The sequence below is a fragment of the Streptomyces sp. NPDC003943 genome (assembly GCF_053605265.1).
Genome location: NZ_JBSGIW010000054.1, coordinates 1 through 12,624 on the forward strand (window position 1 = coordinate 1; position 12,624 = coordinate 12,624).

Here is a 12,624-nt window from a genome sequence, read left to right on the forward strand (position 1 = left end):
ACAGCAAGGTCGTAGCTCATGCCCGGAGGTTCTCATACCGCACTGAAAGACCTCCGGGCTGGTGTCAGCACATACAGCCAAAAGAAACGACGTCTTAGACCAACCGTCCGCCCGGCGTGCCACGCGCCGCTCGGCCGGCCTCGCCGCCACTCTGGCGGCCCTCTGCCTCCTGCCCGCCCAGGCCGCCGCCGCCCTGCCGACCGCGCCCGCCGCGCCTCCGGCCCCGAAGGGCCCCGCCGGACCGCCCGCCACACCCGGCGAGGCCCTGGCCTCGGCCCGGCTCGCCGCGATCCGCGACGATCCGGCCGCGCTGCAGCGGTTCTTCGCCGCGCTGCCCAAGGGCGGTGAGCTGCACAACCACCTGTCCGGCGCGGTGTCCACCGAGTACCTCGTCGAGCTCGCCGCCGAGGACGGGCTCTGCATTGACACCACCACGATGACGGCCGTCGCACCGCCGTGCGGACCGGGCACCCGTCCGGCCGCCGACGCCCGCACCGACCGCGCCTTCCGCGACGCGATCGTGCGGGAGTGGTCCATGCAGGACTTCCCGGCCGGCGGCAACGGCCACGACCACTTCTTCGACACCTTCGGCAAGTTCGGCGAGGTGACCTGGCGCAACCGCGGCAAGCTGCTCGCCTCCGTCGCCGAGGACGTGGCCAGGCAGAACCAGTTCTATCTGGAGACCATGGTCAGCCCGGCCTCCGACGGCGCGAAGAAGCTGGCCGCCGAGGTCGGCTGGGACGCCGACCTCGCCAGGCTGCACGACAAGCTCGTCGCCGGCGGCAAGCTCGACAGGCTCGTGGCCGACGCGAGCAAGGAGGCCGACGACGGCGACGCCGAGTTCCGTACCGCCGCGCACTGCGGCTCCGACCGCCCGTCCCCGGCCTGTGGCCTGACCGTGCGCTGGATCTCCCAGGTCTCGCGCGGCAGTTCCAACGAGCGGGTCTTCACGCAGATGGCGCTCGGCATGCGGCTGGCCGAGCGCGACCCGCGCTTCGTCGCCGTCAACCTCGTCCAGCCCGAGGACTGGGACAGCTCCCTGAAGAACTACAGCCTCCAGATGCGGATGCTGCAGTACCTTCGCGGGGTCTACCCCAAGGCGCATGTCACCCTGCACGCGGGCGAGTTGTGGCCCGGCCTGGTCAAGCCCGAGGACCTCACCTTCCACATCGGCGAGGCCGTGAACGTGGCCGGAGCCGAGCGCATCGGACACGGCGTCGACCTCGTCCACGAGCACGGCTGGCAGCAGACCGCCGCCACCATGGCCGACCGCGAGACCGCCGTCGAGGTGCCGTTCACCAGCAACGCCCAGATCCTGGGCGTCAAGGGCGCCGACCACCCCTTCGAGACGTACCGCTCCTACGGCGTCCCGGTCGTCCTCGCCACCGACGACCCCGGCGTCTCGCGGATCGACATCACCCACGAGTACCGGTACGCCTCCGAGACGTACCGCCTCGGCTACCGCGACCTGAAGGACCTGGCCCGGGCCTCCCTGGAGTACTCCTTCCTGCCCGGTACGAGCCTGTGGCAGGGCAACCCGACCCGTGACGGCTACCGCGTCGCCGGCGTCTGCCGCGCCGACCGTCCCGGCACCGGGAACCCCCGGCCCGCCTGCCGCCGTCTGCTCGACGCCAGCCCCAAGGCGCGCGTCCAGTGGCGCCAGGAGGGCGCGTTCGACCGCTTCGAGCAGTCGCTCCGCCGTTGACCCGTTGACCCGTTGAGCCCCGCCGACCCCGCCCCCGGCCGCGCCGGGGGCGGGGTTCGTCGTCACGGCGCCGGGATCACGCGCTGGTGAGCACGACCAGCCGCTGCGTGGCCCGCGTCATCGCCACGTACCGGTCCACCGCACCCTCGATCCCCGTGCCGAACCGCTCCGGGTCGACGAGCACCACCAGGTCGAACTCCAGGCCCTTCGACAGCTCCGGCGTCAGCGACCGGACCCGCGCCCGCTCCCGGAAGTCCGGTGCGCCGATGACACAGGCGACGCCCTCGGCGTGCTCCGCGAGCCAGCCGTCGAGCACCGCGTCCAGGTCGGTGACCGGGCCGTGCGCCACCGGGATGCCGCTGCTGCGTACGGAAGTGGGCACGTTCGCGTCGGGGAGCGCGGCCCGGATGGCCGGCTCGGCCTCCGCCATGACCTCTTCCGGTGTGCGGTAGTTGATGCCGAGCGAGGCCACCTCGATCCGGTCGAAGCCGACCCGGTCGAGCCGCTCCCGCCACGACTCCGTGAAGCCGTGCCGGGCCTGAGCGCGGTCGCCCACGACGGTGAAGCTGCGGGACGGGCAGCGCAGGAGCAGCATCTGCCATTCGGCGTCGGTGAGTTCCTGCGCCTCGTCGACGACGATGTGCGCGAACGGGCCCGCGAGCAGGTCGCGCTCGGCGTCCGGCAGCTCGGAGTCGTCGACCAGGCTGACCTTCGCGTCCTCCCCGCGCAGCATGGTCACCAGGCCCTCGCCGTCGTCACCGTCGGCGCCGGAGGAGGCGACGGCCTGGATCAGGTTGTCGACGACCTTCGCCATCTGCTCGCGCTGCGCGGCGAGGGCCGCCGCGCGCCGGCGCTGCCGCTGCCCCGCCTGCGGGTCGCCGAGCCGCTGCCGCGCCGCGTCCAGGAGCGGCAGGTCCGACACCGTCCAGGCGTGCGGCTGCGCGCGCTGCAGCTTGCGAACGGCGTCGGGGCCGAGCCACGGCGCGCACAGCCGCAGATACGCGGGTACGGACCACAGGTCGCCCACCAGGTCGCGCGGATCGAGGATCGGCCACGCGGCGTGGAGGGTGCCGACCAGCTCGCGGTCGGCGCGCAGCGCCCTGCGGAACAGCGCCTCCGGCACCTCCACGTCGGGCCCGGCGAGGCCGATCTTGTCGAGCAGGATCGTGCCCAGCTCCTCCCAGATCCGCTCGCGCGCCTCGTTGTGCGGGGTGCCCGGCTCCGGCGCCCCGAACGCCTCCGCCCAGTCCTCGGCGGTCACCCGCACGTCGGACCACGGGGTGCTGACCGTGACCGCCTCGGTCGGCGGCTCCTCGTAGAACCGCACGCCCACCTCGATCGCGTGCACCATCCGCGCGTCCGCCTTCAGCCGGGCCAGGTCCGGATCGCTCTCCGGCGCCGCCTCCGCGCCCTCCGGTACGAGGTCGCGCACCGTGCAGGTCCGCACGCCCTCCTCGCCGAGGCTCGGCAGGACGTCGGAGACGTAGTCCAGATAGGGCTGGTGCGGGCCGACGAACAGCACGCCGCCGCGCCGGTGGCCGAGCCGCGGGTCGGAGTAGAGCAGGTACGCCGAGCGGTGCAGCGCGACCACCGTCTTGCCCGTGCCGGGGCCGCCGTCGACGACCAGGGCGCCGCGCGAGCCGGCCCGGATGATCGCGTCCTGGTCGGACTGGATGGTGGCGAGCACGTCCCGCATCTTCGCCGAGCGGTTCCCGCCGAGGCTCGCGATGAAGGCCGACTGGTCGTCGAGGGCGGCATGCCCTTCGAGGCCCTCGGCGGTGAACACCTCGTCCCAGTAGTCGGTGATCCGCCCCCGGGTCCAGCGGTACCGGCGGCGGCTGGCCAGGCCCGACGGCTGGGCGTGGGTCGCGGCGAAGAACGGCTCGGCGGCCGGCGCGCGCCAGTCGAGCAGCAGCCGGCGCCCGGCGCTGTCGGTGAGCCCGAGCCGACCGATGTAGACGGGCTCGCCGCCGTCCGCGCCGACCACGCGCCCGAGGCACAGGTCGAGGCCGAAGCGGCGCAGGGTGCGCAGCCGGGCGGAGACCCGGTGGATCTGCTGGTCCCGCTCCAGCGCCTCCCGGCCGCTGCCGCCCGGCGCCCGGCGCAGGACGTCGAGCTGCTCGGACAGCTCGGCGACGGCCTGCTCCAGGCTGTCCGCGACGGCGGCGAAGTGCTTCTCGTCGGCGGCGATCAGAGCCGGGTCGTTCTTGGCGGAGAGGTCGTCGGACAGGGCGAAAACGCTGGTGAGGGCGGTCATGGTCGTTGATTCTGAGCCACGAGGGGGGCCTTGCGGCAAGGCCCCCCATGCGCTATACGTTGAGAAGGGCGAGGAACGGTGGACCGTTCTCGCCCTTCGTGTTGTCGCGCTCGCACCCGGCTACGGCCGCCGGTCCCCGAACGCCCCCAGGATCCGCTCCGCCGCGAGCGTCGCCGTCAGCTCCCCGTCCCGCACTTGCCGCTCCACCTCCGGCGTGAGCGCCCGTACGGCCGGATCGGCGTGGAGCCGCGCGAGCAGCTCGTCGCGGACCATCTGCCAGGTCCAGTCGACCTGCTGCTCCCGGCGCCGGGCGGCGAGCCGGCCGGTCGCGTCGAGCAGCGTACGGTGCTGCTCCAACCGCGCCCACACCTCGTCGAGCCCGGTCGACTCGCGGGCGCTGCAACTGAGCACCGGCGGCGTCCAGATGGCGTCCCGTCCGTGCATCAGCCGCAGCGCGCCCGCCAGTTCGCGGGCGGCGGCGCGGGCGTCGGGCGCGTGCGCGCCGTCCGCCTTGTTCACGGCGACCACGTCCGCGAGCTCCAGGACGCCCTTCTTGATGCCCTGCAGCTGGTCGCCGGTCCGGGCGAGCGTGAGCAGCAGGAAGGTGTCGACCATGTCGGCCACGGCCGTCTCCGACTGCCCGACGCCGACCGTCTCGACGAGGATCACGTCGTACCCGGCGGCCTCCATCACCACGATGGACTCGCGGGTCGCCTTGGCGACGCCGCCGAGCGTGCCGGCGCTGGGGGAGGGCCGCACGAAGGCGGCCGGATCCACCGCGAGCCGTTCCATCCTGGTCTTGTCGCCGAGGATCGAGCCGCCGGTGCGGGTGGAGGACGGGTCGACGGCGAGGACCGCGACCCGGTGCCCGAGGCCGGTCAGCATGGTGCCGAAGGCGTCGATGAAGGTCGACTTGCCGACGCCGGGCACGCCGCTGATCCCGATCCGCCGGGCCCGGCCGCCGTACGGCAGCAGCCGGGTCAGCAACTCCTGGGCGAGCACCCGGTGCTGGGGCCGGGTGGACTCCACGAGGGTGATGGCGCGCGCCACGAGGGCGCGCTTGCCGTCCCGTACACCCTTCTCGTACGTGTCGATGTCGATGGCCATGGGATCAGGCGTCGTGCCCCAGGTCCGCCGCCAGCCGGCGCACCAGATCCGCGGCCGCGTCCGGGATGACCGTGCCGGGCGGGAAGACCGCGGCGGCGCCCATCTCCAGCAGGACCGGCACGTCCTGGGGCGGGATGACCCCGCCGACCACGATCATGATGTCCTCCCGGCCCTCCGCGGCCAGCTCGTCCCGCAGCGCGGGGACGAGCGTGAGGTGACCGGCCGCGAGGGAGTTGACGCCCACGATGTGGACGTCCGCCTCGACGGCCTGCCGGGCCACCTCGGCCGGCGTCTGGAAGAGCGGGCCGACGTCGACGTCGAAGCCCAGGTCGGCGAAGGCGGTCGAGACCACCTTCTGGCCGCGGTCGTGCCCGTCCTGGCCCATCTTGGCGACCAGGATGCGGGGCCGCCGGCCCTCGGCCTCCGCGAAGGCGTCCACCAGGGCCCGGGTGTCGTCCACGTTCGGGGACGCGCCTGTCTCGTTCCGGTACACGCCGGAGATCGTACGGATCTGCGCCGCGTGCCGCCCGTACACCTTCTCCAGGGCGTCCGAGATCTCGCCCACCGTGGCCTTCGCGCGGGCCGCGCGCACGGCCAGTTCGAGCAGGTTGCCCTCGCCGCCGGCGGCCCGGGTGAGGTCGTCGAGCGCGTCCTGGCAGGCGCGTTCGTCGCGCTCGGCGCGCAGCCGGCGCAGCTTGTCGACCTGCTGGGCGCGCACGGAGGAGTTGTCTACCTTCAGCACCTCGATCTGCTCGTCGCCGTCGACGCGGTACTTGTTCACGCCGATGACCGGCTGCCTCCCCGAGTCGATGCGGGCCTGGGTACGGGCCGCGGCCTCCTCGACGCGCAGCTTCGGGATGCCCGCGTCGATGGCCTGCGCCATCCCGCCGGCCGCCTCGACCTCCTGGATGTGCTGCCAGGCCCGGCGCGCCAGGTCGTACGTGAGCCGCTCCACGTACGCGCTGCCGCCCCACGGGTCGATGGTCCGGGTCGTGCCCGACTCCTGCTGGATGAGCAGCTGGGTGTTGCGGGCGATGCGCGCGGAGAAGTCCGTCGGCAGGGCGAGCGCCTCGTCGAGGGCGTTGGTGTGCAGCGACTGGGTGTGGCCCTGGGTGGCCGCCATCGCCTCCACGCAGGTGCGGGTGACGTTGTTGAAGACGTCCTGGGCGGTGAGCGACCAGCCGGAGGTCTGCGAATGGGTGCGAAGCGAAAGGGACTTGGGGTTCTTCGGGTCGAACTGCTTCACCAGCTTGGCCCAGAGCAGCCGGGCCGCCCGCAGCTTGGCGATCTCCATGAAGAAGTTCATGCCGATCGCCCAGAAGAACGACAGGCGCGGCGCGAACGCGTCGACGTCCAGGCCCGCTTCGCGCCCGGCCCGCAGGTACTCGACACCGTCGGCGAGGGTGTACGCCAGCTCCAGGTCGGCCGTCGCGCCCGCCTCCTGGATGTGGTAGCCGGAGATGGAGATCGAGTTGTAGCGGGGCATGTTCCGCGAGGTGAAGGCGAAGATGTCGGAGATGATCCGCATCGACGGCTTCGGCGGGTAGATGTAGGTGTTGCGGACCATGAACTCCTTGAGGATGTCGTTCTGGATGGTCCCGGCGAGCTTGTCGGCGGAGACGCCCTGCTCCTCCGCCGCCACGATGTAGAGCGCGAGCACGGGCAGCACCGCGCCGTTCATCGTCATCGACACCGACATCCTGTCCAGCGGGATGCCGTCGAAGAGCTGGCGCATGTCGTAGATCGAGTCGATCGCCACGCCCGCCATGCCGACGTCGCCCGTGACGCGCGGGTGGTCGCTGTCGTAACCGCGGTGCGTCGGCAGGTCGAAGGCGACCGACAGGCCCTTCTGGCCCGCCGCCAGGTTGCGCCGGTAGAAGGCGTTGGACTCCTCGGCGGTGGAGAAGCCCGCGTACTGCCGGATCGTCCACGGCTGGTTGACGTACATCGTCGGGTACGGGCCGCGCAGATACGGCGCGACGCCCGGGTACGTCCCGAGGAAGTCCACGTCCTCCAGGTCGCGGCTCGTGTAGAGCGGCTTGACCGCGATGCCCTCGGGCGTCTCCCACAGCAGGTCGTCCCCGCCGGACGCCCGCTTGAGCGCGGCCCGCCACTCCTCGGCGCTGCCCGCCGCGGAGGGAGACCCGAGGCCGATCCCGGTGAAGTCGGGGATTCCCATCACGACACTCCCATGCGGTCGAGGGCGGCGGAGAGGACGGCGACGGCGTCGCACCCCGCGAAGACGTACGAGTCGACACCGGTGTACGAGGCCGGGCGGCCGGCCAGCGACACGTGCCCGGCCCCGGCGGCCCGCAGCGCGGCGGCCTCGGTCTCGGCGCGGTCCTCGTACAGGGCGTCGCTGGAGCACAGGCACGCCTCGGTGGCGCCGCTGTCCGCGAAGGAGCCCTCGGTGACGGGCTCGATGCCGCCCGCCTGGAAGAGGTTGGCGGCGAAGGTGAGCCGGGCGGTGTGCGCGGCGGCGGAGCCGAGCGCGGCGAGGTAGACGCGCGGGCGGGCGCCGGTCGCGGCGAGATGGGCGTCGGAGCGGGCGCGCAGCGCCTCGTACGCCTCGTCGCGGCGGACGCGGGGGAGGCCGCCGGCCGGCGCGGCGGGCGCGGGCTCACGGACCACCGGCTTCTCGCCGAGGTGCGGGAACTCGCTGACACCGGTGACCGGTTCGCGGCGCTTGGCGAGCTGCTTGGTGCGCGCCTCCCAGGTCGCGGCGAGCCGCGCGCCGACCCGGCCCGAGCGCAGCGCGGCCGCCTGGCCGCCCGCCCGCTCGATCTCCTGGAAGAACTCCCAGGCGGACTGGGCGAGTTCGTCGGTCATCCGCTCCACGTACCAGGAGCCGCCGGCCGGGTCGATCACCCGGGCGAGGTGCGACTCGTCGACGAGGATCGTGGAGGTGTTGCGGGCGATCCGGCGCGCGAACGCGTCCGGCAGGCCGAGCGCGTGGTCGAAGGGGTGGACGGTGACCGACTCGGCGCCGCCGACCCCGGCGGCCAGCGTGGCGACCGTGGTCCGCAGCATGTTCACCCACGGGTCCCGGGCCGTCATCATGACGGGCGAGGTCACGGCGTGCTGGAGCTGCGCCCCGGCCGCCGGAGCGCCGCAGGCCTCCGCGACCCGCGCCCACAGCCGGCGCGCGGCGCGCAGCTTGGCGATCGTGAGGAACTGGTCGGCGGTCGCCGCGTACCGGAACTCCAGCTGCCCCAGGGCCCGTTCGACGCTCAGCCCGCCGTCCGTGAGCGCCCGGAGGTACGCCACGCCGGTGGCGAGCGAGCAGCCCAGCTCCTGCGCGGCCGAGCCGCCGGCCTCGTGGTACGGCAGGGCGTCCACGGTCAGGGCGCGCAGCCCCGGGTACGACTCGGCGCTCAGCCGGGCCAGCGCGACGGTGGCGGCGAAGGTGTCGCCGTCGTACGCCGAGCCGGTCCGCGCCTCGGTGCCGAGCGGATCGGCGCCGAGGTTGCCCCGGGCGGCCTCGGGGGCCACCCCGCGCCGCTCGCAGAGGCCGAACAGCTCCTCGGCCGCGGCGGCGGTCTCGGCTCCGGCCTCCAGGACGACCGGCGCCAGGTCCAGGTACACGCCCTGCAGCGCCCGGTCCAGCTCACCGACGGGGATCCCGCCGGAGCCGACGGCCAGCCACAGGGACGTGACGCCGTTCTCCAGGTCCGTGAGCACGGCCTCGCCGTCGGCGACGGCGTGCCGCTGCCGCACGTCCCAGCCGCCGGCGGTGTTGCCCTCGGGCCGCCCAGCCCGTACGAACGGGGCGAATCCGGGCAGCCCGGCGTCCGGCGCCGCGTCCCCGGCCGTGTACAGCGGCCGGGCACTCAGCCCGTCCTCCAGGGCGCTCGCCAGCGCCTCTTCGGCCTCGCTCTCGGGGACGTCCCTGCCCGACCTGCTCAGCACGCCCGCCACGAGGCGCTGCCACTGCGCATGGGTCGCTGCGGGGAAGTCGGCGGCCAGCGAAAGGCCGTCGTCAGGCAGCACAGTCATGTCCGGATGCTAGCCAGATGCACAAAGGAGCAGCACGCCGATCAACTGTGACCTTGACCTCCTTGATTGCGCGCCGCACTCCGTGCATACGGTCAGGCCACGGGGCCGAGGTCCCCGTCGAGGAGCGTCCGGGCGATCCCGGGACGGCCCCAGAGTGCCAGGATCTCGTCGGCGAGGTCCACGACCGGCAGGTGGTCTCGTCCCCGCTCCGCGATGGCGGCGGCCTTCAGACCGCGTGGGACGGCTCCGGCGTCCAGGAGAGCGCGCCACTCTCCCGCGCCGAGCTCCAGGAACTCAAGACCGGTGAGGCCGGCGACCTCAAGGGGGTCGGCCAGCGCGCCGGGCGAGGCGGTCAGCGTGCGCAGGCGGGGCAGCCCGGCGACGGGCGCGAGACGGAACGGCGCGCCGTCACCGTCCGGGGCTGCGACGGTCAGCACCTCCAGGGCGGGATGCGCGGCGGCCTCGACGCTCGCCAGACCTCCGGTGCCGACCCTGGCCACGGCCGGCTGCTGGTCCCGGCGGCTGCCAGGGCCTTCCTCCCGCAGCCGGCCCAGCACGAAGTCGGTGAGGGAGTCGGCGACGAGTTCGGCGCCGAGGCTCTGCTCGTGGTCGACCAGGATGACCTGCCCGAGGTGTCCGCCGGGACCGGGTGTCAGGTCGACCGCGAACGTGTCACCGCCGTTGCTCCCGAAGCCGATCCAGCCGGGTGAGCCGGCCAGCGCCTGTACCGGGGCGTCGGGTCCGGCGCTGACCGCCCGCCTCGCGCAGAAGCCCCAGCGGGAGTGACGGAGCGCTCCATCGATGCTGAACAAGTCGTCCAGGCCTGAGAGTTCGCAGCCGACCGCATCTTCGACGAGGTTCGCCGCGTCGAAGTCGTCGCCCCAGTCCACCCGCGCCACCCGGTAGAGCACCTTGAGCTCCTCGGACAGCGTCACACCCAGGCGTGCCTCGGCGGCGGCGATCTCCTCCTCCGTCACACCGACAGCGCCGGGCAGCCGCTCGCGGAGCGTCCGCTCCAGCAACTCCGGATCCGCCGACGGCGCGGGCACCGCCCCGGGCACCGGATCGGGACGACGGAGCCAGGGCTCGGGAACAGCGCCGTCGACCAGGACGAGTACCCCCAGGTCCGGGTAGCCGACCGCCGGTTCCACCACCGGGCTCGGCCAGACCAGCCCGAGCATCGTCCCGCCGTCCGGCCGGACCTCCGCCCGGAAGGCGACCTCCTCGGCTCCGCCGCGCGCGAGCGCCCGCTGTATCTCCCGCACCGCGGTCCGCGCCGTCGCCGACATGCTTCCCCGATGGGCAAGACTCCATCCGTACCGGCTCACGCGCCCCGCCACCCGGGCCGGCCGGCCGGCACGCCGCTCAGTGTCGTCACCCAGCATGAGCCGCAGCACGGGCTCCCAGGTCGCGAAGGCGTGTAGCGCTGACGAAGCGGGACTCTGATCAACCATGCGCAGACCGTACGCGGAGCCGGTGACAGTGGGACGACCGGCGGGAATGCGCGTGCTCTGGCAACCTCGCGGTCCCTCACCCACTCGGGCGGGTGATCGGCGGCCGCCAGGAGCCCACGGGAGCGCTCCACGCGGGTTCCGCGTACCTAGACTCCGGCCACATGTCCCTCTGGCTGCTCAACCACTTCAGCACCTTCACCCTGGCGGTCTGCACCGTCGGTGCGACCGTCGTCCTCGCCGTCGTCGGCAGCCTGTTGCTCCGGCGGCGGTACCCGTCGCTGGCGCAGGGGGAGCACAACGACATGGTCGGGGTGACGCTGGGGATGTTCGGGGCGATCTACGGGATCATCCTCGCGTTCGTCATCGTCACGCTCTGGACGCAGCTGGACAGCACGCAGACGATCGTCGCCACCGAGGCGACCGACGTCGCTCTCATCGCCCGGGACGGCGCTGCCTTCCCGGCTCCGGTGCGTGACCGGCTGGACGGCGCGCTGAGTGGTTACGTGCACGCGGTGGTGGACCAGCAGTGGCCCAGGATGCGGGACGGGCAGCCGAGTTACGGGGCCACGGAGAGCCATCTGGTGAACGCCTTCGAGGTGCTGCAGGGGTACGACCCGAAGGGGCCGCGGGAGGAGGTGTTCTACGAGCAGGCCGTCGGCCACCTCAACGACGTCGCGGGGCAGCGGCGGGCCCGGCTGAACATGGCCGAGCAGGAACTCCCGCCGCTGCTGCAGATCCTGGCGTTCGGCGGCGCGATCGTGCTGATCCCGCTCACCTTCCTCTACGGCATGCGCAAGCTGCGGATCCAGCTGCTCTTCGTCGCCTCGGTCGCCGGCCTCATCGGCTTCAGCCTGCTCCTGGTCGTGGTCCTCGACCGGCCGTTCGCCGGCGACCTCAGCGTGAGTCCGGCGCCGTACAAGGAGGGAGCGCTGGCCCGCTACTGGGATCCGGCGCAGACGGGCGCGGGGACGGGGACGGTGGCCGGGAAGCCCGCGCACCGGTGATCCGGGGCGCGGCGGCCGTGCTGTCGCCGGGGAGCAACTCGGGCAGGAGCAGACGCTGTTCGGGCCCCGTCGATGCTCCGGACGTGGTCGCCCGCAGGAGCGACTCCACCGCCTGGCGGGCCATCTGACGCTTCGGCAGCACCACGCTCGTCAGCGGTGACCGGGACAGCGGGCCCTCGGGCGTGTCGTCGTAGGCCACCACGGACAGGTCGTGCGGCACGCGCAGCCCCGCCGCGCGGGCGGCCTCCACGGCAGCGGCCGCGAGGACGTCGTGGGTGGCGAAGAGGGCCGTCGTGTCCGGGGCCGCGCGCAGGGCCGCGCGGGCCGCCGCGAGGCCGCCCTGGAAGGTGGGAGCCGCGGCGGTGTGGACGGCGCTGTCGGGCACGGCGACGCCGTCCTCGGCGAACGCCCGCCGGAAGCCCTCCACCCGCACGGTGTGCGCGGGGCTGGCGAGGACCGCCACGCGCTCGTGGCCGAGCCCGCGCAGATGGCGGCCGGCCAGGCGTCCGCCGTGCGTGTAGTCGAAGGTGACGACCGGGAACCCCGCGGGCAGCGCCGCCTCCCACGCGCACAGCACCACCGGGAAACGGGCGCCGGCCAGCAGCGGCAGATGGCCCGTCAGGCCCTGGTCGCCGGCGATCAGGAGGCCGTCGACGGAGCGGCTGGTGAGGCTCGCCAGATGCCGGCGGGCCCGCTCCCCGTCGAGCCGCGTGGTGCACAGGAGCAGGTGGTGGCCGCGCTCCTCCAGGGCGTCCTCGACCTCCTCGACCAACTCCGCGTAGAACGGCGTCGAGACGGTCGGCACGAACAGGCCGACCGTGCGGGTGCTGCCCGTCGCCAGTGAGCGGGCGACGAGGTTCGGTACGTAACCGAGTTCGGCGATCGCGGCGCGGACCCGCGCCTCGGTGGCCGGGCGGACGCCGACGCGCCCGGTCACGACGTTGGACACCGTCTGCTTGGTGACGCCGGCGCGCTCCGCCACGTCCTGCATGGTCACCATGGCGCGCCCCCCGTCCTCCCCCGTCGAACGTCGAACCGCTCGCGTAAGGCTCGCAACGTAGCCCGGCCCGATGCGGCGGTCAAGGTCGTCCCGCCCCTTGT

At 73.5% G+C, this 12,624-nt stretch carries 8 protein-coding genes; 2 read left to right on the top strand and 6 right to left on the bottom strand.

Annotated features, from left to right (window positions below):
* Nucleotides 1-151: 151 nt before the first annotated feature.
* On the top strand, nt 152-1,705 hold the full coding sequence (locus ACWEV0_RS21890; protein WP_453151091.1) for an adenosine deaminase family protein: 1,554 nt from the start codon (nt 152-154) through the stop codon (nt 1,703-1,705).
* Nucleotides 1,706-1,781: 76 nt separating this feature from the next.
* Here the strand turns inward: ACWEV0_RS21890 and helR are convergent, their stop codons facing one another.
* The 5 genes from helR to ACWEV0_RS21915 form a co-directional block, all read right to left on the bottom strand.
* The gene (gene helR / locus ACWEV0_RS21895) at nt 1,782-3,962 is read right to left on the bottom strand and encodes an RNA polymerase recycling motor ATPase HelR (RefSeq protein ID WP_453151047.1); all 2,181 of its coding nucleotides are present in this window, start codon (nt 3,960-3,962) and stop codon (nt 1,782-1,784) included.
* Nucleotides 3,963-4,082: 120 nt separating this feature from the next.
* On the bottom strand, nt 4,083-5,069 hold the full coding sequence (meaB, locus tag ACWEV0_RS21900; RefSeq protein WP_453151048.1) for a methylmalonyl Co-A mutase-associated GTPase MeaB: 987 nt from the start codon (nt 5,067-5,069) through the stop codon (nt 4,083-4,085).
* A 4-nt stretch (nt 5,070-5,073) separates the two neighbouring features.
* Complete coding sequence (scpA, locus tag ACWEV0_RS21905) at nt 5,074-7,248, bottom strand: methylmalonyl-CoA mutase (protein WP_453151050.1); 2,175 nt, start codon at nt 7,246-7,248, stop codon at nt 5,074-5,076.
* Nucleotides 7,248-9,065, bottom strand: a complete 1,818-nt coding sequence (locus ACWEV0_RS21910; protein ID WP_453151051.1) for a methylmalonyl-CoA mutase family protein — start codon at nt 9,063-9,065, stop codon at nt 7,248-7,250. The genes scpA and ACWEV0_RS21910 overlap by 1 nt, the downstream gene beginning before the upstream one ends.
* A gap of 92 nt (nt 9,066-9,157) precedes the next feature.
* A complete protein-coding gene (locus tag ACWEV0_RS21915; protein ID WP_453151052.1) occupies nt 9,158-10,519 on the bottom strand; it encodes an SMI1/KNR4 family protein in 1,362 nt (453 codons plus the stop codon).
* A gap of 161 nt (nt 10,520-10,680) precedes the next feature.
* On the opposite strand from ACWEV0_RS21915, the gene ACWEV0_RS21920 reads away from it, so the two are divergent.
* Nucleotides 10,681-11,523 carry a bestrophin-like domain gene (locus ACWEV0_RS21920; protein WP_453151053.1) on the top strand — a complete coding sequence of 281 codons (843 nt, stop codon included), beginning with the start codon at nt 10,681-10,683 and terminating at the stop codon, nt 11,521-11,523.
* Here ACWEV0_RS21920 and ACWEV0_RS21925 read toward each other — a convergent pair.
* Entirely contained in the window at nt 11,414-12,523 is a 1,110-nt protein-coding gene (locus tag ACWEV0_RS21925) for a LacI family DNA-binding transcriptional regulator (RefSeq protein WP_453151054.1), read from the bottom strand. The genes ACWEV0_RS21920 and ACWEV0_RS21925 overlap by 110 nt on opposite strands.
* Nucleotides 12,524-12,624: the final 101 nt, after the last annotated feature.